Source organism: Mobilitalea sibirica, from assembly GCF_015999265.1.
GTDB classification, from domain to species: Bacteria; Bacillota; Clostridia; order Lachnospirales; family Lachnospiraceae; genus Mobilitalea; species Mobilitalea sibirica.
Genome location: NZ_JAEAGR010000011.1, coordinates 58,263 through 81,693, shown reverse-complemented (window position 1 = coordinate 81,693; position 23,431 = coordinate 58,263). Strand labels below are relative to the sequence as shown.

General features: G+C 36.3%; 22 protein-coding genes. 2 read left to right on the top strand and 20 right to left on the bottom strand.

The window, feature by feature from the left end:
- Positions 1-21: 21 nt before the first annotated feature.
- The 5 genes from ybeY to I5677_RS11150 form a co-directional block, all read right to left on the bottom strand.
- Positions 22-519 (bottom strand): rRNA maturation RNase YbeY, encoded by a 498-nt coding sequence (ybeY, locus tag I5677_RS11170; protein ID WP_197661671.1) that lies wholly within the window; start codon positions 517-519, stop codon positions 22-24.
- Between the two features lie 218 nt (positions 520-737).
- Positions 738-2,141: an HDIG domain-containing metalloprotein gene (locus I5677_RS11165; protein WP_197661670.1), complete on the bottom strand. Its 1,404-nt coding sequence runs from the start codon at positions 2,139-2,141 to the stop codon at positions 738-740.
- The gene (locus I5677_RS11160; RefSeq protein WP_197661669.1) at positions 2,128-3,183 is read right to left on the bottom strand and encodes a PhoH family protein; all 1,056 of its coding nucleotides are present in this window, start codon (positions 3,181-3,183) and stop codon (positions 2,128-2,130) included. Before I5677_RS11160 ends, I5677_RS11165 begins: the two co-directional genes overlap by 14 nt.
- Positions 3,158-4,399, bottom strand: a complete 1,242-nt coding sequence (yqfD, locus tag I5677_RS11155) for a sporulation protein YqfD (RefSeq protein WP_197661668.1) — start codon at positions 4,397-4,399, stop codon at positions 3,158-3,160. The genes I5677_RS11160 and yqfD overlap by 26 nt, the downstream gene beginning before the upstream one ends.
- 30 nt (positions 4,400-4,429) lie before the next feature.
- Positions 4,430-4,795, bottom strand: a complete 366-nt coding sequence (locus I5677_RS11150) for a YabP/YqfC family sporulation protein (protein ID WP_197661667.1) — start codon at positions 4,793-4,795, stop codon at positions 4,430-4,432.
- A gap of 927 nt (positions 4,796-5,722) precedes the next feature.
- Between I5677_RS11150 and tnpA the strand changes: the two genes are divergently transcribed.
- Positions 5,723-6,178: an IS200/IS605 family transposase gene (gene tnpA, locus I5677_RS11145; RefSeq protein WP_197661666.1), complete on the top strand. Its 456-nt coding sequence runs from the start codon at positions 5,723-5,725 to the stop codon at positions 6,176-6,178.
- A 153-nt stretch (positions 6,179-6,331) separates the two neighbouring features.
- On the opposite strand, the gene rpsU is transcribed toward tnpA, so the two are convergent.
- The 15 genes from rpsU to I5677_RS11070 all read right to left on the bottom strand — a co-directional run bounded on the left by rpsU (position 6,332) and on the right by I5677_RS11070 (position 22,745).
- Entirely contained in the window at positions 6,332-6,505 is a 174-nt protein-coding gene (gene rpsU / locus I5677_RS11140; RefSeq protein ID WP_197661665.1) for a 30S ribosomal protein S21, read from the bottom strand.
- Between the two features lie 159 nt (positions 6,506-6,664).
- Positions 6,665-9,307 carry an alanine--tRNA ligase gene (alaS, locus tag I5677_RS11135; protein WP_197661664.1) on the bottom strand — a complete coding sequence of 881 codons (2,643 nt, stop codon included), beginning with the start codon at positions 9,305-9,307 and terminating at the stop codon, positions 6,665-6,667.
- Between the two features lie 99 nt (positions 9,308-9,406).
- A complete protein-coding gene (hisIE, locus tag I5677_RS11130; RefSeq protein WP_197661663.1) occupies positions 9,407-10,675 on the bottom strand; it encodes a bifunctional phosphoribosyl-AMP cyclohydrolase/phosphoribosyl-ATP diphosphatase HisIE in 1,269 nt (422 codons plus the stop codon).
- A 20-nt stretch (positions 10,676-10,695) separates the two neighbouring features.
- Positions 10,696-11,415 carry a 1-(5-phosphoribosyl)-5-[(5-phosphoribosylamino)methylideneamino]imidazole-4-carboxamide isomerase gene (gene hisA, locus I5677_RS11125; protein WP_197661662.1) on the bottom strand — a complete coding sequence of 240 codons (720 nt, stop codon included), beginning with the start codon at positions 11,413-11,415 and terminating at the stop codon, positions 10,696-10,698.
- 31 nt (positions 11,416-11,446) lie between these two features.
- Positions 11,447-12,040 carry an imidazoleglycerol-phosphate dehydratase HisB gene (gene hisB / locus I5677_RS11120; protein WP_197661661.1) on the bottom strand — a complete coding sequence of 198 codons (594 nt, stop codon included), beginning with the start codon at positions 12,038-12,040 and terminating at the stop codon, positions 11,447-11,449.
- A gap of 150 nt (positions 12,041-12,190) precedes the next feature.
- A complete protein-coding gene (gene hisD, locus I5677_RS11115; RefSeq protein ID WP_197661660.1) occupies positions 12,191-13,480 on the bottom strand; it encodes a histidinol dehydrogenase in 1,290 nt (429 codons plus the stop codon).
- A 144-nt stretch (positions 13,481-13,624) separates the two neighbouring features.
- Complete coding sequence (gene hisG, locus I5677_RS11110) at positions 13,625-14,260, bottom strand: ATP phosphoribosyltransferase (protein WP_197661659.1); 636 nt, start codon at positions 14,258-14,260, stop codon at positions 13,625-13,627.
- 57 nt (positions 14,261-14,317) lie between these two features.
- Positions 14,318-15,580, bottom strand: coding sequence for an ATP phosphoribosyltransferase regulatory subunit (gene hisZ, locus I5677_RS11105; RefSeq protein ID WP_197661658.1), 1,263 nt, complete (start codon positions 15,578-15,580; stop codon positions 14,318-14,320).
- Positions 15,581-15,821: 241 nt separating this feature from the next.
- Positions 15,822-16,355, bottom strand: a complete 534-nt coding sequence (locus I5677_RS11100; RefSeq protein ID WP_197661657.1) for a Holliday junction resolvase RecU — start codon at positions 16,353-16,355, stop codon at positions 15,822-15,824.
- 256 nt (positions 16,356-16,611) lie between these two features.
- Positions 16,612-17,643, bottom strand: a complete 1,032-nt coding sequence (locus tag I5677_RS11095; protein ID WP_197661656.1) for an RluA family pseudouridine synthase — start codon at positions 17,641-17,643, stop codon at positions 16,612-16,614.
- 139 nt (positions 17,644-17,782) lie between these two features.
- Positions 17,783-18,433 carry an HAD family hydrolase gene (locus tag I5677_RS11090; protein WP_408632537.1) on the bottom strand — a complete coding sequence of 217 codons (651 nt, stop codon included), beginning with the start codon at positions 18,431-18,433 and terminating at the stop codon, positions 17,783-17,785.
- A 167-nt stretch (positions 18,434-18,600) separates the two neighbouring features.
- On the bottom strand, positions 18,601-19,347 hold the full coding sequence (locus I5677_RS11085) for a pseudouridine synthase (RefSeq protein WP_243456573.1): 747 nt from the start codon (positions 19,345-19,347) through the stop codon (positions 18,601-18,603).
- Between the two features lie 140 nt (positions 19,348-19,487).
- Positions 19,488-20,960 carry an RsmF rRNA methyltransferase first C-terminal domain-containing protein gene (locus I5677_RS11080; protein ID WP_197661654.1) on the bottom strand — a complete coding sequence of 491 codons (1,473 nt, stop codon included), beginning with the start codon at positions 20,958-20,960 and terminating at the stop codon, positions 19,488-19,490.
- Between the two features lie 168 nt (positions 20,961-21,128).
- A complete protein-coding gene (locus tag I5677_RS11075) occupies positions 21,129-21,932 on the bottom strand; it encodes a GTP pyrophosphokinase (protein ID WP_197661653.1) in 804 nt (267 codons plus the stop codon).
- A gap of 72 nt (positions 21,933-22,004) precedes the next feature.
- Positions 22,005-22,745, bottom strand: coding sequence for a 16S rRNA (uracil(1498)-N(3))-methyltransferase (locus tag I5677_RS11070; RefSeq protein WP_197661652.1), 741 nt, complete (start codon positions 22,743-22,745; stop codon positions 22,005-22,007).
- Positions 22,746-23,031: 286 nt separating this feature from the next.
- Between I5677_RS11070 and I5677_RS11065 the strand changes: the two genes are divergently transcribed.
- Positions 23,032-23,361 (top strand): DUF3784 domain-containing protein, encoded by a 330-nt coding sequence (locus I5677_RS11065; protein WP_197661651.1) that lies wholly within the window; start codon positions 23,032-23,034, stop codon positions 23,359-23,361.
- The last annotated feature ends 70 nt before the right edge of the window (positions 23,362-23,431 follow it).

Sequence of the window (23,431 nt, the reverse complement as noted above, 5' to 3'; positions counted from 1 at the left end):
CTTAAGTGAAATCAAACATTTTTATCTTAATATCTGAAGTTGGTTTAGTACCTGACCTTGCTTCATTTCCATAATACTACTATCATCCTCTGTCAAATGGTCATAACCCATTAAGTGAAACATACTGTGAGCTGTCAAAAAAGCGATTTCTCTTTCTAGTGAATGACCATAATCTTTGGCCTGTTGTATTGCTTTTTCCATTGATATTACGATATCTCCCAAAAGCAATTCCCCTGTATCAGGATGAAAATAATTCCCTGTGTTTTCATCAATTTCATTAAAACCTCCGGCCTTCAAAAATTCAATCGTCGGGAATGATAAAACATCCGTAGGTGCATCTATACCCCTAAACTCATTATTAATCTCTCTTATAACCGTGTTGTCGGTTATTAAAATACTAACCTCCGCTTCATAGGGACATTCTTCATAATCAAGACAAGCCTCTATTACCTTACGAATCATTTCCTCATATGCAAATTCCGATGGTTCTATAGCTTCATAATTAAATTGAAACGTCAATCAGGTACACCGCCTTTCCAAGCTATCTTTGTAAATTGGCATACAACTTTCAAGCCTTCATAAATCAGGATTTTTATTTATTTATAAATATTACTATTTTAAGAGTTTTACTTAAAGATTTTTAGTATAAAAAATTTTACTTTTTCTTTAAATTATTTTAAGATTCTATGTCTTACCGGCATCATATTCTAGGCTTCATTTATCTCTTTTTATGCGAGTCAAATCTCCATATGCTTAAATTCATTCATATAAAATTCCTTCAGTATCTTATAATCCTTTACAGATATTCCAGATTCATCAAAGGTTCCCTTATCCATTCTCATCTTAAAAATATTATCGATTATCTTTTCTACCGTATACTTTTTATCTCCAGTTTTCTTTATGTAATCTATTGTAGAAACCACGTTATCTGAGAGCATAACAATAGCCGCTTCGACCGAAGTTGGTTTTTCATATTTGATATTGTGCTGTTTCATAATCACCCGAAGTTCCTTGGGAAATGAATATTCATCCGCTAATTTTAGTCCTTCTTCTATATAGTTTTTACCATTAATCTTACCGGCCTCATGATAAATACCACCGGCTTTTGCAAGCATCTCATCCGCCCCAATTTCTTTTGCTGCTTTAAAAGACAACTCTCCAATCATAATACAGTGTGAATAAAGTGTCTCCGAAAACTCCTTCATCCTTAATAGAATCTCATTGCCTTCCCCCAACAACAGCTCGTAGCTTGTCCGGACATCCCTATCATAAGGCTGAGTATCCAATGCTTCCTGCGTTTCTGAAACCATCATCATTGTCACTTCACCGGAAACTTTTCCCGCAGCAACTTCCGGTTCTACCTCGGCAACTGTTTCATTTTCTTTCTCTTCTTTTATCACAGGTACTATATCTTTCGTTAGTCTGAAATAGAACGATGACAATAAAAAGGCGGTAACAAGCACCGCAAAGATACTGAAAAATGATGTTATATAGTTATAATTTGTACCTGTCTCAAAAACAAAATTGTTAATAATAAAAGCCAGAGTAATGTTTGTTGATAAAATAATAATTCCAGCATATATTACAGTAGCCTTTTGCTTTAAGGAAGTAGACAATAACCCCATTAGTATTCCCATAATCAATAATTGAATCGTTGTTTCCGGACGAAGAGATATACTGATACCTAGGATAAAAGTAAGATTAAAATAAAACAGCATTCCCAGCCGACTGTCTATGATCATTGCAACCAGAAGGGCTCCAAGCATCCAAAAACTGAATAGTTCAGGTGAAAAGGGTATCATAATTAAACCTAAGGATCCAAGATAACTGATTAAAATAATGCTTTTTGCATAAGGCTTGTTAAGAAAATCATCCTCCTGAAATTGGATAAAAAATATAGCAGCTGCTGTAAGAATGAATGTTAGTATACCCATTTTAATCGTATCCATCCCTGATGCATTACGAGCGACACCCAGTAAGGTTACTTCCAGAAGAGATAAGATCGGTAAAGCAGTCAAAAAAGCTTTCTTATTACGAATATGTTTCTTATCATTTTCCTGACTACTTTGATTTATTGTACCTCCTATCGTTTCTACACCCATTGTAATCTCATTACTTATTTCCATCTTACCTTTTTTCATATCTGTTACCCCTGATCTTTTCAGATTTATAATTTAATCTGTTAAATTTCCTGTTTTTCTCCTGGCCTTTTAGTTCATATCGCTTTTGTCTTTCTTCAAAAGATTCATAAGCCTTAACAATTTTTTGAACCAGTGGATGCCTTACAACATCCTGGCTGGTCAGATAAGAAAAACCGATATCTTCAATTTTACTTAAAACTTTAATAGCTACATCAAGTCCTGATTTCGTACCGTTCGGTAAATCCTTCTGGGTCATATCACCGGTAATTACAACTTTTGAACCAAAGCCAATTCTGGTCAAAAACATCTTCATCTGAGCCGGTGTGGTGTTCTGTGCTTCATCCAAAATAATAAAGGCATTGTCCAGTGTTCTTCCGCGCATGTAAGCTAAAGGTGCCACTTCAATCAAACCTTTTTCTGTGTTTTTAATATAAGCATCCGGACCCATAATCTGATAAAGGGCATCATAAAGAGGCCTTAGATACGGATCTACTTTACTTTGTAAATCACCCGGTAAAAAACCAAGTTTTTCACCTGCTTCGATTGCAGGACGGGTTAATATAATCTTATTGACTTCATCTTTTTTAAATGCCGTTATTCCCATCGCCATAGCCAGATAGGTTTTTCCGGTTCCTGCCGGTCCTACACCAAACACAATCATTTTATTACGTATCTGATCTACATAGGATTTCTGTCCAAGGGTCTTAGGTTTTATTGGCTTTCCATTAATCGTATGACAGATTAGGTCCTTATCAATCTCCACAATCGCACTTTCCTTTGATTCAAAACATAATGATAAAGCGTAATTGACATTTTGTTCCGTTATGGTATTGCCCCGTTTGGAAAGCTCTAACAGCTGTACAAATACGCTTTTAGCCTTAACAACATCTTCTGCACTTCCTACGACCTTAATCTCGCCGTTTCTTGCTATGATCGTTACATTTAAGGTTTTCTCTATGATTTTTACAAAGTTGTCGAATTGACCGAATACATTTCTTTCATGTTCGGCCGGTATATCAATTATTGTCTCCATTATGCTCATCCGGCTGTTCAATCCTCCACTCACTCTCATCTACTATTTTGTATTCCCATGCAGGTTCTTCTACAATAATTCTACCCTTAGCAATACATGTGTTATTCTCTATTGATATTGTAACATTATTTTCTATAATTAAAACATTGTTTTCAATTAATCGGTCTAAATATCGTTTTAATCTTGCTTTTGCAATTGCAATAGCCTCATCCTGTGAATAGGTACTCTCCTTTTGTACATATTCTCTTGCCGTAACCGTACCATACCGTAACGGCAGATAAAAGGTATCTGTTATATGAAGGGTATTTTCTTCAACAATTATATCATACCTATTATAGGAATTACTAGGATTATATAAAAATATTTTTTTACCCAGAAGCGTAAAATAATACCCTTTTTTCTTCTCATCTGTGAATATTTTTTTTATGTAGTCCATAGAAAATTCTTCATGATAATCATAGTAAGATTTACAGAGAATGTCTGCACTGGCAATCACAGGCTTTAAATCTAAGATATCCTCGAAATCTCCCTTAATGGTTATAATACCTGATACTAGGATATCCCCTTTTTTAATTACATCCCCCGGCTTTACCATAGGGGTACCGGTTCTTGTAATTATTTTCTGTACAATTGCATCTTTCGTTGCTATCATATGACTGGGAGCAATCGCTATTTCAGCCGGAGCCGGCATATTCGTTTCTGTAATCTTAATAATTAGTCTGGTACCTTTGATTTCTGCAGATACCCAACCGATATCTTTATAAGCAAGCCTTATGGTTTCCTCAATTTCCTGGCAGTCCACCTTCTTTTTTAATATACCGGTATAGACCTTATTATCATTCAGAAACTTAACCATAGCCTCCGGTGTATACTTAGAGCCTCCGAGGATACTGATATTCCATATAAAAAAGGACATGATGTATACTAGCAAGATACAGATAAAGCCTCCGATAAAAAAACCCTTTCTCTTTCTGTTTCGATACAAAAAGAAAGGGAACCCTCTTTTTTGATTTATCCGAGGTACAATACCGGTTTTTTTTATAATCGGTTTTAAATTCTTAAAATTTTTTACTGTGATTTTAAATTGGTAAATATCTGCCTTATTACTGATATCCCAAATAAATATCTTTTTATAACTGCATAAATTAATAAACCGCTCCGGTGATATACCACGGATTTGCACGATTAGATATCCTCGAAGCCAGTTTACCAGTTTTATTAACATGTGATAACCTCCAACATTTAAATCTATCTATCATTGGTAGTAAATAGCTTGAATGAACCCTGTAATACGCATCTCATCTTCTGTAAAATAGAGTATATTTAAATGTTTACCCTCAATGCATATTTTACATGCCTTCGTCTGAACCTTAATTAAATCTCCGTTATATTCAATAATACCCTTATAATTTTCCAGACATATTTCATTTCTACCGGTAGCAGTAATAATTGGAGCCCCGGCTAAAATATCAGCCGGAAGATTAAGACGATTCGATAATTCCTCAAGACAAGATAATTTTTGACTGGATTTTGCTTTCTTTTTCGTGTCTAAGCCTTGGTATAATGTATTCTTAGAATTCTTTTTAAATTTTTTATGGGTTGATTTCAAGTTATTGCCCATGGGAGCCCCCTTAAATCCTTAGCAGATACTGTTAATAATATATGTTTTTTTCTCTCTATGTAGACTATTCGTCAGGAAAATTTAAAATAAACAATTAATAAAAAATGAAAAGGACCACTGGCGCAAGCGGATTAGGATATCTTCAGAGGCTATAATAATATGTTGTAAACAATAACTTCTTATCCAATATATGAAAAGGGGCATATGAAATGTTTTCTCCGAAGAAATATTCTAAGTAGCTATGCACCTGTCAGTGGGTCCCTGTTCTATTTAGGGACCGCTGGTGCGAGCGGATCAGGAAATCTTCAAAGGGATAATGAAAATATGCTGCAAATAATAACTTCTTAGCCAATAAATGAAAGGGTGCATATTGCTCATTCTTCTCCTATGAGATTTACTGAGTAGCTATGCGCCTGTCAGTGGGTCCCTGCTCTACATAGGGACCACTGGCGCGAGCGGATCAGGAAATCTTCAGAGAGATAATGAAAATATGTTGTAAATAATAACTTCTTAGCCAATAAATGAAAGGGGGCATATTGTTCATTCTTCCCCTATGAGATTTACTGAGTAGCTATGCGCCTGTCAGTGGGTCCCTGCTCTACATAGGGACCACTGGCGCGAGCGGATCAGGAAATCTTCAGAGGGGATAATGAAAATATGCCCCTATAATAAAATATGTTCATATGCCCCTACATAACATGAAATTATTTAACTCGCAAAAAACTTCCAATGATATTCATTGGAAGTCTTTAAATACGGCTTTAGCCTGTTGAGCATAAAGCGAGTTTCTCAAAAGAGAAATGAGCTATGCGAAGCATAAATCCACCTGCTATGCGGGTGGTTGGCCATTTGCTTATAGCAAAAAATCACCTTTCAGTTATAATAGAGTTGTTCAGGCTACTACTATAACAAAGGAAAGGTGATTTCATGGCAAACAAAACGAATGACTTAGCACATACAAAATGGATGTGCAAGTACCACATTGTGTTCTCTCCTAAGTATAGACGAAAAATAATATACAATCAATACAAAGAAAGTATTCGAGATATATTAAAGCAATTATGTTCTTACAAGGGAGTGGAAATTATAGAAGGGCATCTAATGCCCGATCACATCCATATGTTGGTGAGTATACCACCTAAATATAGTGTTTCAAGTTTTATGGGATACTTAAAAGGAAAAAGCGCACTAATGATTTTTGACAAGCATGCAAACTTGAAATATAAGTTTGGAAATAGACATTTTTGGTCAGAAGGTTACTATGTCAGCACAGTAGGACTAAATGAGGCAACCATTAAAAAGTATATACAAGACCAAGAAAAGCAAGATATATTACGTGATAAATTAAGTGTAAAAGAATATGAGGACCCCTTTAAGGGGTAGCCGGTAGTCAGTTCGTCCCTTCAGGGGCGGCAAAGGAGACAATGGCGTAGTGGCTTGAACAAAGTGAAAGCCAGCGTCTTTAGGCGCTGGCCGGTAACAGAGGCTTATAGCCTCAGAGCATACCACCCGTTTGACGGGTGGTGCTGATTTTAATTAATATTTACGTTTTCTAGCCGCTTCAGACTTTTTCTTACGTCTTACGCTGGGCTTCTCATAATGCTCCCTCTTACGGATCTCCTGTTGGATACCGGCTTTCGCGCAGTTTCTTTTGAATCTGCGGAGAGCACTATCTAATGTTTCGTTATCTTTAACAACTACATTTGACATCGTCTCACACCTAACCTCCCTCCAGTTGTGTATTGTGCGTATACAACTGTTTGGGTATTTTTTGAATAGCACTAAAATGATTATAACATATTTTACAATTTCGTCAACTGCTTTTTCAATTGAAAACAGGAAAACCTGTTGCTTATCCTATATCTGGAATTATTGTAATTGACTACTTAAAACATCTTTTGCTTTCGCGATTGCTGCATCAATTCCTGCTGCATTCTTACCGCCGGCCTGTGCCATATTTGGTCTACCGCCGCCACCGCCGCCAACCAAAGCTGCTAATTCTTTAATCAGATTACCGGCATGGGCGCCTTGCTTCATTACACCATCCGTTGCCATGGCAAGTAGACTTACCTTGTCCGGCGCCGTTGAGGAAGCCAGTACGATAACTCCTTCACCCAATTTATCTTTCAGCTGATCACCAAGATTTCTTAAACCATTCATGTCAAGCTCAGGAACTTTAGCAGAAAGTAATTTAATACCCTTCACCTCAACAACCTGATTCATTACATCACCTAAAGAATTATTCGCTAATTTGGACTTAAGCTTTTCGTTTTCCGAGCGAAGGGCTTTAATCTCTTCTAAGAAACCTTCTATTTTACCGGTTAATTGTGCAGGTTCTGCTTTTGCAGCCCTAGAAGCTGATGCTAATTCATTTTCCAATTCCTTATAATATGCGAATACATTATTGCCAGTAAGAGCCTCAATTCTTCTTACTCCGGCAGCAATACCAGTCTCTGACAATATCTTAAATACAGAGATGACTCCCGTTGTTGCCACATGAGTTCCTCCGCATAATTCCTTGCTGTATTCACCCATGGTTACAACGCGTACATTATCCGTGTACTTTTCTCCGAATAATGCCATAGCTCCTTCTTTTTTCGCATCCTCAATATTCATAATCTGGGTATATACTAAAATATTATGATCGATTTGTTCGTTAACCAAGGCTTCTACTTTCTCAATTTCCTCCTGTGTTAACGCAGAAAAATGAGTAAAATCAAAACGCAAACGATCCTCTGTTACTAAGGAACCGGCCTGCTCCACATGACTTCCAAGTACCGTTCTTAAAGCTTTCTGTAGCAGATGAGTTGCACTATGATTTTTCGCTGTTGCGGCTCTTTGTGCTGCATTAACCTGTAAGCTTACCTGATCATTTAATTTAAAAATCCCCTGTATAACGGTACCCACATGACCTATTTTGCCGCCCTGTAGTTTTATGGTGTCTTCTACCTCAAAACGGGCATCCTTTGTAATAATAACACCACTATCCGCTGCCTGGCCACCGCTAGTTGCATAAAACGGGGTTTCCTTAACAATTATAGTACCTTTTTGGCCAGCTACCAGTTCATCAACCAGTTCTGTATCAGTTGTCAAAACTGTTATTTCTGAGCTATAAGATAGGTTATCGTATCCAACAAATTCCGAAGTAATTGCCGGATCTATCTGCTGATAAACCGTTTCTTCTGCTCCCATATAATTCGTAGTTCCTCTAGCGCTTCTCGCGGTTACTCTCTGAACCTCCATGGCCTCTTTGAAGCCATTTTCATCCACTTCAAGACCCTTCTCTTCTAGGATTTCCTTTGTTAAGTCAATAGGAAAGCCATAGGTATCATAAAGTTTGAATACATCTTCACCCGAAAGGACTTTGGAATTGCTTTTCTCTAATTCCTGTTCCATATCACTTAAGATGCTAAGGCCTTGATCAATCGTTTTATTAAATTTATCCTCTTCAATGGATAAAAGTTTTAAGATATACTCTTTCTTCTCTTCTAATTCAGGATAACCATCCCTACATTCTAAGATAACCGTCTTTGCAAGTTCTGCTAAAAAGCTGCCTTCGATACCCAGTAATCTTCCATGTCTGGCAGCACGACGAAGTAGTCTTCGAAATACATAACCCCTACCTTCGTTGGAAGGTATGATACCATCCGATGCCATAAAAGTAACAGAGCGGATATGATCAGTGATCAGACGGATAGATACATCCGTCTTCGGATTCGTCTGATAACTTACTTTAGCAATTTGGCATACTTTATCACGGGTTGCTTTAAAGGTATCAATATCAAAGATAGAGCTGACATCCTGAACTACCGTCGCTAATCTTTCCAGACCCATACCGGTATCAATGTTCTTGCTTTCAAGTTCTGTATATTTGCCTTTACCGTCCCCATTAAACTGGGTAAATACATTATTCCATACCTCGATAAAGCGGTCACAATCACAGCCCACTTCACAACCAACTTTGCCGCAGCCGTATTTTTCACCGCGGTCATAATAGATTTCAGAACAGGGTCCACAAGGACCTGCTCCGTGCTCCCAGAAATTGTCCGCTTTACCCAAACGATATATTCTTTCCGGTGCTATACCAATCTCTTTATTCCAGATTTCAAAGGCTTCATCATCTTCTTCATAAACGGATGGATAAAGCCTGTTCTTATCAAGTCCGACAATCTCGGTTAAAAACTCCCAAGACCATGCGATAGCTTCATGCTTAAAGTAATCTCCAAAAGAGAAATTACCAAGCATCTCAAAAAAGGTGGCATGTCTGGCTGTCTTACCTACATTTTCAATATCTCCGGTACGAATACATTTTTGACAGGTTGCCATCCGATTTCTAGGCGGAATCTCCTGCCCGGTAAAATAAGGCTTCAGCGGAGCCATACCGGAATTTATTAATAATAAACTATTATCATTATGTGGGATCAACGGAAAACTGTTTACCACCAGATGTCCCTTGCTTTCAAAAAATTCCAAAAACATTTTTCTCAGTTCGTTAACACCATATTTTTGCACTTGTCTTTGCCTCCTATATAGGGAATTTCCTTTTTATTCTTGTAATAGAACAAAAATTCGTAACTATATTTTACTACGTTTTTTTATAAAAACAACTGCTTATTTTCTATGCTCTAATTCCTGGGTAATATCTTTCCAGTCAAGTCCACACTCCGCCATTAGTACCATCATGTGGTATAAATAATCCGCGATCTCATAACGCAGCTCTTCTGCACCCGGATTTTTAGCCGCAATAATGATTTCTGCTGATTCTTCACCGCATTTTTTTAGAATCTTATCAAGTCCTTTATCAAACAAGTAATTCGTATAAGAACCTTCTTTCGGATTTAACTTACGATCCATTATAACCTGATATACATCCTGGAATACATGGAAAGGATCTTTACTGTTATGTTCCTTCTCCATCAGATTTGTAATAAAGCAGTTTTTACTTCCGGTATGACAAGCCGGACCAATCTGCAAAACTTTGGCTAAGAGAGTATCTTTATCACAATCCAAGGATAATTCTTTCAGATATTGAAAATGACCTGAAGTTTCTCCCTTTAACCATAAGCAATTCCGGCTTCTTGACCAGTATGTCATCCTGCCACCGGCAATAGTCTTATTATAAGCTTCTTCATTCATATACGCAAGCATTAATACTTCACCGGATTTAAAATCCTGTGTGATTACAGGAATAAGACCCTTGTCATCTGTTTTAAATGCGGAAAAAGGAAGCTTACTTTCAAAGGTATTAACACTGATTCCTTCTTCCTTTAAAGCATGCTTCGCTTTCAGAATATCTTTATTTTCATAGAAGTTGGTTGCCACTCCGATTACATTATTCAGAGAAATAAGGCTACCGATATCATTTCTTACTAAGCTATCTCTAATGATTACAGGTATCGGGGCATTTTGAATCACTTCTAAAACTTTCGATGTCAATGCTACGTGCTTAAATAATAGGTTGCCTACCCCTTGTTCTTTTAAATAACTTAATAATTGTTTATCGTTTTTATCAATATATTCAATCATATCAAGTTCAATCATGATTTTATCAGAACCGAAGCGGTTAGAAACTTCTTTTATTAAGTTTTGATCCTTCAGCTGCATCAATCGAATTAATACGGAGGAAGCACCGGTATATAGCGCCTTTTTTACATCCTCCATTCGGTTAATATGACAACCGATGATGAGAGGAATATCGACTAATCTCGAAATTTCTTTAACAAGTGACAGAAACTCCTCCCTGGATTTTTCATCCTTTGAATAATTATAAATAAGTAATTCATCGGCTCCCCCATAGGAGTATTCTTTTGCCAATTCTGTAACATTGGCAAGAACTTCGTTTTCTGCGTTAATATAGGGTATAATTTTTTTATAAGACATGATAGTAACCTCCTGAAGCCTTACTTCTCAAACATAGTAACAGCTTTTTTTAAATCTACTTTATTCTCATATAATGCTTTTCCGATAATAGCGCCGTACACTCTGGCTTCCTGCAGTACTTCCAGATCTTTCAAAGAAGAAATTCCACCGGAGGCTATAATATTCAAACCGGTTGCTTCTACCATTTCTTTGGTATGGGCTGTGTTTGGTCCCTGGAGCATCCCGTCCTTTGATATATCAGTATAAACAATCGTATTGATTCCGATTTTTTTCATGTCAAGGGCTAAGGAAACCGCCTGATAATTGCTTAGCTTTTCCCAACCTTCAATGGCAACCATACCGTCCTTAGCATCAATTCCGATAATGATCTTATCTGCTCCAAAGGTAAGTACCGCTTCTTTAATGAAGCCCGGATCTTTCACGGCTTTCGTCCCGATAATAACCCGATCTATTCCTAAGGAAAGCTTATTTTCTATATCCTTTATGGTCCGAATCCCACCACCGACCTGAATTGGTATTTTTACTTCTTTTACAATGCTTTTTATAACTTCATCATTCACGGAATGCCCTACTAAGGCTCCGTCAAGGTCTACAATATGGATAAAGGAAGCTCCACAAGCTTCCCATTTTTTTGCTATTTTTAGTGGCATCTTAGAATATACTAAAATATCTCGAAAGCTTCCCTGACGAAGCCTGACACACTGTCCATTCTTTATATCAATAGCCGGAAATAATTTCATCTTTTAACCATGCCTTTCTATATTGTAATTTTTAGTCAATCGATCCTTTGGTAGATAATACACCTTGTATTCTAGTGTCCAATATACTGGCTTCATCTAAAGCTTTGGCAAAGGCTTTAAATGCAGCTTCTGCAATATGATGATTGTTTGAACCGCTTAACATCTTAATATGTAAATTCATCCCTGCATTATAGCTTACAGCATAAAAAAATTCCCTCACCAGTTCAGTATCCATATAACCTATCTTATCTACGGTAAAATCAAGTTCATAGGACAGAAAGGGCCGTCCGGATAAGTCAATGGCACATAAAACCAAAGCTTCATCCATTGGTAAGATAAATGAGCCATATCTTTTGATACCCTGTTTCGATCCTAGTGCGTTTTTTATCGCTTGACCCAGGACAATGCCGGTATCTTCAATTGTATGATGGGCATCCACATACAAATCACCCTTAACATTTAGTTTTAGATCGAAGAAACCATGTCTGGCAAAGCTGTCCAGCATGTGATTAAAGAAACCTATTCCGGTCTCTATCTGGGTTTTACCGCATCCATCGATATCCAATTCAAGATTAATATCGGTTTCCTTGGTTTTACGGTTAATTACGGCACTTCTATTCTCCATATGGTACATCCTTTCTGTTTTATATAATTATACAATAAGTGAAAAAAATGTCAAACTCAATTTAAATTATACAAAGTCATTATCACTAACTTAATTGAACAATAAATATTTTATGCTTAATCGTATACATTATAAATTTCATACTTAGTCCTATTCGAATCTAACGGCTATGGAGTTAGCATGAGCAGTAAGGCCTTCCGAATTCGCAAAGGTAACTATGTCCTTATAGACAGGCTCTAAAGCTTCTCTGGAATAAGCAATAATACTGGATTTCTTAACAAAATCGTCTACGCTTAAAGGGGAGAAGAATTTAGCCGTACCATTGGTTGGTAAAATATGATTTGGTCCTGCCATATAATCTCCTAAAGGTTCACTGGAATATTCGCCAATAAAAATTGCGCCGGCATTTTTTATCTTGGTCATAACCATAAAGGGATCCTTTGTCATAATCTCAAGATGCTCGGAAGCTATCTCATTCGTTACCTCAATCGCTTCTTTCATATCCTTAGCAACTAATAAATATCCAAAATCATCTAGGGATTTTTGCATAATCTCTTGTCTGGGCAATCGGTCTACGAATTTTTGCACTTCCACAGATACTTGATTTGCCAATTCTTTACTGGTGGTAACCAGAATTGAGGAAGCCAATTCATCATGTTCTGCCTGAGACAACAGATCCGCTGCTACAAACTTAGGATTGGCGGTTTCATCTGCCAACACCAATATTTCACTGGGTCCGGCAACAGAATCAATGCTTACATGGCCGTATACCGCTTTTTTTGCAAGGGCTACATAGATATTGCCCGGTCCTACAATTTTATCCACTTTAGGTATGCTTTCTGTTCCAAAGGCCAGTGCAGCAATCGCCTGAGCTCCGCCGACTTTATAAATCTCCGTCACTCCTGCTTCCTTCGCAGCCACTAAAGTACCGGGATTTACCTTTCCCTCTTTATCCGGCGGGGTTGTCATGATAATACGACCTACCCCTGCAACAATAGCCGGAATTACATTCATTAATACCGAGGAAGGATATGCCGCTTTTCCACCGGGTACATAAACTCCTACCATGGAAAGTGGTGTCACCTTCTGTCCAAGGATGGATCCATCCTCCGAAGTATCAAACCAGCTGTATTGCTTTTGCTTCTTATGAAAGGCTTCAATGTTTTTAATTGCCTTACGAATGACATCCAGTACCTTTTCGTCCACTTTCTGATATGCTTCTTCGATTTCTTCCTTTGTTACCTTCAAGTTTATTTGATTAATATCCGTTTTATCAAACTTCTTTGTATAAGAGAATATTGCCTGATCTCCTTGATCCTGAACCTCTTTTAAGATATTATCTACTACTTCAATGTAGTCTCCGTATTGTTTCGGACTTCTCTTTAACAGATTTTCTAATATATTCTTTTTTGTTGTTTCATTAAGCTCGATAATTCTCATCTTCCCCAACCCTTTCAGAATATGAATGATATGTTCGTTATATTTTATCCATGCTACAATATTAAACCTTTTAGTTACTATGAATGTGATTATTATATGCGATTATATTTAACTTAAATCTAATGCACTTCTTTCAAACAAAGATTATAATACAGCCTTTAGATCTTTAATGATTTTGGTAATACGTTCATTTTCCATCTTCATACTAACTTCGTTAACGACCATTCTGGCAGATATATTACAGATTTCTTCCAATACCTCCAACCCGTTTTCTCTTAGGGTTGATCCGGTTTCTACAATATCAACGATTACTTCCGATAAACCGACGATCGGAGCCAGTTCTATAGAACCGTTCAATTTGATAATTTCAACGGTCTGATGCTTTTTATTATAGAAATAATCCTTCGCGATATTTGGATATTTGGTCGCTACCCGTATCAATTCACCATGATGTAAAAGCTCTCGGGCTGATGCCGGACCTGCTACACACATACGGCATTTTCCCAGACCCAGATCCACTACCTCATACATCTTCCTGCCTTCTTCAAGAATGGTATCCTTTCCGACCACTCCAATATCTGCAGCACCATATTCTACATAAGTAGGAACATCACTAGCTTTTGCCAGGAAAAATTTTAACTTCAAATCTTCATTCACAAAGATCAGTTTACGCGAGGATTTATCCTTGATCTCCTCACAGGATATACCTATCTTTTCCATGATTTCCATAGTTTTTAACGCTAATCGGCCTTTTGCCAAAGCCATTGTAATATATCTCATCCATCCCATCCTTTCAATAATTTCAGTCAAAAATCAACTCATACATCATTCAATTTACTAAGTAAGAAACTCCTTCAGCTGGGCTGATTTCATATCACCAGTGGTTATATCAATTACTTTAATCTCAGTGTCACTGTTCAGCTGTAAGATACCTCCAAAATTCATACGTTTCCCATAATCAATCAGCTCTTGTAGCTGTAGATTATCATACGACAACTGTAGTAATGTATTTATTCCATCCTTACGAAAGTGACCAGCCAAAGCGATTGCCTGTTTTCGGTAGTCTTTCGTATATAAAATCAAAGTATCCTGTGCCTCTGGTTCCTGTAACAGTTTTTGTCTGGATAAAGCAAGCATTAACTGATCCGTTACAATAGCCAACCCGATTGCCGGTGCTGTCTTTCCAAACTGGCCAACCAGATTATCATAACGGCCTCCGGTTGCTATGGCATCTCCGGTTCCATAGGTATATGCTTTAAAGATGATTCCTGTATAATAGTTATATTTGCTTAACATTCCAAGATCAAAGGAGACATATTTTTCAAATCCATATAGCGTTAAAATTTCATACAGTTTTTCCAATCTTTCGATAGCATGAACTGCCCGTTCATTCTTGGTCAGTTCCTTCGCATACTTTAAAATATCCAAGGTGCCAAACAACTCCGGTAGCTTTAAGAATATTTCCTTCTGCTCCGGACTCATATCCTTTGCCATAATTATTTCTTCAACACCGAACATGTTCTTATTTTCAATAAGTATACGGAGGTTGGTAACATCATCTTCCTCTTCAAAACCGGCCTCCTCAATTAAAGCACGAAAAAAATCCGCATTACCGATCTCTAATTGAAACTCCTTTAAACCGGATTGCAAAAGACATTCAATCGTCAAAGCCAGCATTTCGGCATCTGCATCGATGCTGTCATCATTAATCAATTCAGCTCCTAATTGAGTTGCCTCTTTCAACTTACCCTGATATCCGACATTATTAATATAGGTATTACCCATATAACATAAGCGAATTGGCATATTCTCTTCTTTAAAGTATTTTGCTATGCATCTGGCAATAGAGGGCGTAATATCCGGTCGTAAAACCAAGGTATTACCTTCTCGGTCAAAGAATTTATACATGTCCTTAGAGGCAACCGTTCCCCTCTCCTGGCTGAATATATCAAAAAATTCAAAGCTAGGTGTCTGGATATCCCGAAAACCAAAATGCTTCAGGACCTGATGCAGATTGTTCTGCAACTTCAATTTTATTTCGCATTCCTGATTATAAATGTCCCTGACACCTTCCGGCGTATGTAATAGTTTATCCTTCATGATACCACCAAGCCTTTCCTTTTCATTGTGTACATTGCTTCTTTAACATAATGTTCTATTAATTTTATATTTCCTAGTATTGTTTTCTATTTTATTTATTTCAAGGATAACGTATGTACTTCTTAAGAAAATATACCCTAATTAGAACTTTAGTATGGTAACGTGATAATTCGCTACCATACTAATATGTTTTTCCATTATAGTTCATTCATTTGACTATGTCAACCAATATTATGAAAATTTACTCTCTTCTCTCTAAATCTATTTTAAGAACCTCCAAATAATGCACGCAGATACCGTTTTGTATCGGTATCTGATATGTAAGATCCAGTTCATCAAATCGAAAGCTTTTTCTGCCACCGTTTAACGCTCTGTTCCAAAAGGTTAGTAAACGTTCAAAAGTCAGATAATAATAGATGTCTCTTTTTTTAAAATAAATTAACAAAAAAGCAATTCCGTGCTGAGCTTCGAATTCCTTCATAAACTCAATTTGGTGCTCATGAATATTACCTATGTTAAAGGTATCAACCGCACATTCCTTTGTATCAAAGCAAACCGGTATCCCCTGTACCACACCGATATAATCGACGGTACTCTTCTGCTCAAAATATGCTAAAGTAATATGTCGGTTATCTTTATCTATATTAATTGGCGTGATTGGTGTGGGAACTTTCTGAATTAACGCTAATTCTTTCTCACGGTATCTCGTATTCGTGAGATTAATTAATTCCTCCAGCATCGAACCCCTCAGTCCTCTTGAATTCCATGAAGGCATATAAAAACCCCTTTCCATATATAAATCAGTGAAGAAGTATACTTTTTTCATTGGCTATATGCTTAAATAAATGTATAAATTTATCCATCTGATATTTTGTTGCATTACTATTTTAATAGTATTTCATCTTAACGAGTTAACAAGAATTATAGGAAACATCCTATATCGTTAGATATAAATATCGCTTTAGATTTTTTATATTGCTGTAGATATTAATATATTATTAGAAATAAATAATCATGTAGAAATTTTCATTTCATTTGAACAGATCATTTTTGATTTTACAAAACAGCATAGGAATATCCGCCATAAACTCTTTTTTTGATAGGTAGGACATCTCCCCTTTTATAGTAGGAAATAGAATACGATGAGAATGAAGGAGCTGATGGGTTAATCCATACTTCTTTTTAAAGTAATCATTAACTTTTCGATCACCATATTTATAATCACCTATCAAAGGATGTCCGATACTTGCCAGATGCGCACGTATCTGATGAGAACGCCCTGTGATTAATTTCACCTGCAATAAGGTATATGTCTTGGTTTTCTGATAATTCTGCCTATTCTGCTGTTCCATTATCTCTTTTTTATAATCTGTTATATCATAGGCATATTGTAGTGGTTCATATTCCGTACAGATATACTCAGAAGCCTCTCTCTCCTGTGAATGTATTTTTACAACATTTTTATCCTCATCCTTTGAAAGATAGCCTTCTATTCTCTTTTTACTACTTATTTTACCACATACAATACAAAGATAATATTTATCTAAAGTCCGTTCTTTTAAAATATCGGACATCTTTTGCAATCCTAAGAGAGATTTACCGGCAATCAGTAATCCACTAGTATTACGGTCCAATCGGTTACACACACCCGGTTTAAAGCTTTGAAGATCTTCTTTGGTAAGTTGTCCGGTTTTTAATAAATATGCCGTAATATGCTCCACCATAGAGATATCTTCTCTTTCTGCTTTTTGAGATAACATACCTAAGGGTTTATTAAGAATTAAGATATGTTTATCCTCATAAACAATTGATAGATCCCATTCTACATCTGTAGTAGCCACTGTTTCGGAAAACTTAAAAAAGGTATCATCCGCCAAAAAAAGTTTAATCTCATCCTCTATCATCAAAAGCTCAGATCCATCTGCTTTCTTTCCGTTAAGTACAATATTTTTTTTTCTTAACATTTTATAGATGAAGCTTTTCGGTGCTTTATTAAGGATTTTCAATAAAAGCTTATCCAAACGCTGTCCTGCTTCATTCTCTTTCACAATGAATTGTTTCATTTTAAACCTCATATCTTGATTATTAATTGGAAAGTAATACGCTTCTTATATCCTAATCGGTATCTTTTTATTTTATATAGTAAACGAATAAGTTAGGTCTACGAAAGAAACAATCATAAATACATCAGAAAACATATTACTATAATACTATCTCTTTCATACTGTGTACATAATAATCAGCAAGCCTTTTTTTCTGTTCCTGATCTTTATCTGAATATTTATCGTAAACAGCACATACCTTCATGTTCGCATTCTTTCCGGCCATAACCCCCTGTAAAACATCCTCGAATACAAGACATCTTTCCGGTTTCACCTCTAAATCCTTCGCTACTAATAAATAAATATCCGGAGACGGTTTCCCCTTATCTACCTCACAAGAGGTTCTTATAGATTTGAAATATTCCTTTAATCCATGCTTCTCGATGATTAAATCAACCAACTCTCTTGAATTACTTGTAGCAATTCCTGCAGGAATTCCTTCCTCTTTAAGATATTCAAGGAATTCTTTCACTCCTTCTTTGATTGGTACTTCGTTCTCATACTTATACCAAGCCATCTTGTTCCAATCGCTTTTTATCTGATCCAGACTATCTAATAATTGAAATCTGTTTTTAAAGTAAACCGCTGTTTCTGAAAAGCTCATTCCTTCTATGGATTTTTGCAGATCCTTCGGCAGCTCTATCCCGTATCGATTTAAATACTCAATATCAATACTTTCCCACATCCACATAGAATCTACCAGTGTGCCATCCAAGTCAAAAATTACTGCATCTATGTCTTTTAACATAATTTCTCCTTATCTTTTCTCTGCATGTATAATAATTAAGTGAAACAAACGAATGTATCCAATATCATTTCCTGTTAACAACATCCATCATTTTTACATATTGTTAATCATCTAAATAAAAATCGCAATTTTGATCAGCCGTCATTTTTGATTTCTTTTCAATTAATCTATTATTTGTTATTACTTTTAAGATGTTCTATCTCTTTCTCCGTTAATAATCTGTATTCCCCTGGAGCTAACTTAGGATCTAAAGATATCCCTCCCATGCTCATCCGTTTCAGATATATAACCTCTTTCCCAACCGCTTCAAACATCCGCTTCACTTGATGAAATTTTCCTTCCTGTATGGTAAGTTCCACTTCAGAAACAAAATCACTCTTTAGGATATTAAGCTTTGCCGGTAAAGTAATATAATCCTCCCCAATATTAACACCTGCTTCAAAAGCTCTTATATCCTCCCCTGTGACTTCACCTCTGACTTTCGCATAATAGGTTTTGTCCACGTGTTTTCTCGGTGCTAATAATTGATGCGCCAGTTCACCATCATTAGTAATGAGCAACAGTCCCTCCGTATCCTTATCCAGTCTACCTACAGGAAACAGATCCTTACCTTGCTTGTCCGTTATCAAATCAAGTACGGTTCTATTCACATTGTCTATCGTTGCCGAAACAACTCCTGCAGGCTTATGAAGCATATAATACATATACTTTTGATAGATTATCTCCTTACCATCAAAGCATACCTCATCATTATCGATTGTAATCTTAAATTCGGGCTTAGGACATATAGTACCATTTACCTTGACTTTACCTTTACGTATCCATAGTTTTAATTCACTTCTGGTACCTATCCCCATATCTGCAAGATATTTATCCAGCCTGATTTGTTTTAACATATTGTTACCAACCTTGTTCATAATAAATGATAGAAATTTTTACATCATTATTGTTAGTTATATTAGCCATCATCGTATTGACTAATTTAACTGCACAAACCATAACTTTCGTTACTGTTCTTATATTATTTTATGAAATACTCTATTCATAGATTAGAATATTATACCCATCGCCAACCGGGAAGGTATTTATTCTTAAAATTGCCTTTCGTTAATTTAGCCCAACCCAGAGAATAACCATCTACACAGATTAAATACCATCCATCCTTATAATCTTCGTTTAGGTTAAGTGATTCACACTTTAGATATTTAATCGCTTCCATATCTTTGCTGTCTAAATTAATTATTTTATCATATTCGTTTTTTCTAAGAGAACTTCCTAAGGCTTGTGAAGGTTCAAATCTCTGTTTTTTCATCTCTCCTAAAAGTAAGCCCTGCCTTAAGATACGAAGACCCTTAATATCCGGTAACCCCGCCGGCATCAGATGAACCTTTTCATTATGGACCGCATAATTCTTAAGAGGATTGGTGGAAGGATCGAACATTAAATTTGTTAGCTTAATATCATCAAGAAATTCTATTGCTTCTTCCGATAACATCATATTGTCAGACTTCTTCGATCCGGTTTGTTTGTATGATTTCATTTGTATATTCCTATCATCGGCATCTGAAGCTGTCGTTTTCCCATTGTATACACCGTCTTTTTTTAACAAAGCAATAAAATGACCTTCCCCGTCTATCCTGTGGGGCCATAGTCGGATACAATTTTTTAGTTCATTTTTTCCATTTACCCATTCCGGCTTACCATAATCAAAGCCATCATAAGATATATTTAATTTTTTGCAGGTAGCTTCATCCGGTATCGCATTTACCACACGAAACTCCGGAAATTCCTCCAATAGATACGATATGGTTCCTTCATTTTCTTCCGGTGAAAAAGTACAGGTCGAATATAACATATAACCACCCGGTTTTAACATTCTGGCTGCAAAATGAATAATCTCTTTCTGGAGTTTATTATAGTATTCCACACCATATTGCTCCCAATTTTTCATTATTGCAGGGCTTTTTCGAAACATTCCTTCCCCTGAACAAGGGGCATCAATTAAAATCTTATCAAAATACTCCGGAAAATAATCATAAAGTTTATTTGGTGCTTCACTTAACACTAATGCATTTCTAATACCAAAAAGCTCAATGTTTTTCAACAGAGCTTTCGCTCTGGAATTGCTGATATCATTGGATACCAGAAGTCCTTCTCCTCCAAGCCTTGCACCAAGCTCCGTGCTCTTTCCTCCCGGTGCAGCGCAGATATCCAGTACCTTATCCCCCTTCTCAATCGGTAGTAAACTGGCCGGTGTCATGGCACTGGGTTCCTGTATATAATATAAGCCCGCATAATAGTAGGGATGTTTAGCAGGCTGCATATCGGTGTCATAGTAATATCCGTTCTGAATCCATGGTATTCTTTGAATGGAAAAAGGACAGATATCCTCGAATTCCTCCGGAGTTAATTTTAGAGTATTAACCCGCAAACCGCCAAAATGCGGTTTATGGTAGCAACTTAAATACTCCTCATATTCATCCCCTAAAAGGTTTCTCATTCTGTCCTCAAATAATTTAGGTAAATTCATTCTCTCACTCCGTTTATTTGACTTCCTTAATGGGGCTGCTGCATAATGGATATGCTACAGCCCCATTACCTGATGCTCATGTAAATTAAGGTACCGCGTTCGCAACTTTGCGAACTTAATTCTATTTATATAGATTGGTTAATTTGGTTGCGTGAAAACATATGCGAATTATCTTAAGCTCTGAGCATGATAACGTTCCGAAATCATATCCAGCTCTTTACTAAACTGCTCTAATTGTTCCCTATCACCAATCTGATAAATCCGAAAGAATTCATCTTGTATCCGTATTACTTCCTGTTTATTGGCAACTTTATAAAGATTTTGTATGTTGGTCAAAATATCAGCAACAATATTGGCCTTGATTGTGAATGAATTCTGTGCATCCATAATCTCATCACGGACTACGCTCATCTCTCTATCAAGAATAAGAATCGCCTCTGCTGCGGAAGATAATCTCTCCCTTATGTGCTCCGGCATATTCTGCTTATACTTATATTGAAGAGAGTGTTCAATCGTAGCCCAAAAATTCATTGCCAACGTTCGGATCTGTATCTCCACTTGAAGTTCCCTTGTACCCTGTAAGGTTTCAACATTATAATAAACAGTGATATGATACGAACGATATCCGCTTTTCTTCATATTATCGATATAATCTTTTTCACTCTTTATTCTCATATCGGACCGTTTTTTTATAATATCAACCACTTTATAGATATCTTCAACAAATTGACATATGATACGGATTCCGGCGATATCTTCAATTTTATCTTCAAAATTCTTAAGGTCAATATTCTTCTTTTGTGATTTTTCAAGGATACTCGATATTGTCTTTACCCTGCCCGTTACCTGCTCAATCGGTGAATAAGCTCCCACATGTTTATATTGTTCAATAATATGGTTAAACTTTACCACCAACTCATTCACTGCCAAACCGTATGGATCAAGTATTTCTCTCCAGAGTTGTATTTCCATTATCGCTTACCTCCCATAAAATAACCCTTCTTATTCTATGCAGTCATTCATAATATCTATGCCACGATACATCTATTCCTCTAAATTTAACATCATCATGGATAATACAGCAAAGCCGGCTGTCTCCGTCCGTAAAATCCTTCTTCCAAGGGTAATAGGCTTTATATTATGATCTCCTGCCAGTTCTATCTCCGTTTTTTCGAATCCCCCTTCCGGTCCGATAAACACACCTATGGTTTTATGGTTTATAAGGTCTTGCATGATTTCTTTGGTATACTGTATCCCTTTCGCATTCTCATAGGGAATAACAGCCAAATCCATCTCCTTCGCTTTTTTTAAAGCATCTCCGTAAGACATTACCGGCAAAATCTTCGGAATGATCCCTCGAACGGACTGCTTCGCTGCACTTTCAGCAATTGACTGCCATCGTTCCAGTTTCTTCTCTTCTTTCTTCTTATCCTCCAGCTTTATAACCGTTCTATGGGTCATAACAGGAACTATTTCATAAACACCAAGCTCCACAGCCTTTTGAATAATCAGCTCCATCTTATCCTTTTTCGGTAATCCCTGAAACAGAGTAATTCTTGTCTTTAGTTCAGTCTCTGTCTCCTTGACAGAACTGATCTTTGCTTCAATTTCCCGTTCGGACACTCTATTAATTATACAATAACAATCTTTTCCTTGTCCATTACAAATTACGATTTCCTCCCCCGGTTTGATCCGTAGAACATTCTTTATATGATTGACATCAGGTCCGGTAATTAGAATGGTTTCTCCTTGAATTTGTTCCGGTGTAACGTAAAAACGATGCATGAGAGTTCTCCTTGGTTATTAATTTAATTTATACGAATAACATAATTTTATATGCTATCTAAATTTTAATGTCAGTAATTATAAAGATTAAATAACATGAAACATTTGTAAATCTAATATTAAGTCCTACAATATTATACTACAAAAAGAACATATGTTCAACCGTTAATTTCACTATTATTGGATGAGCTGCAAATAACCTCCAAAAATTAATCTTATATTAATGATTCTAACCCTTTGTTATGCTATTCTATGTATAGATGAAGCAAAACAAGGAGGATTGAATATGAACCTTGACTTAGAAGGATTGGTTTTCTGTGGTGCCATATTAATTATTATGTTGTTACTTGGAGCTTATTTAAAAACAGGACAAGGCGCTAATCTTATATCATTATATCTTATACTTCCCAAATCTAAGAAGGATGAATATGATGCTGCAAAATTAAGCCAATTTTACGGTTCCTTACTCTTTCAAGTGATATTTTTTGTGGTGCTGGCAATTATTGCAGGTGTTTTTGATATTACATGGTTAGTAATTCTAATGACATTAATTATCGTAATTCTTACAATAGGAAGTACAATCTATGCTTTCACTAATCCCCGATTTCGTAAATAACGAATTATTTGTCCTTTCATTATATATGCGTATAAATTCTGTTTTATAAATATAGGACGATCGCAAATAT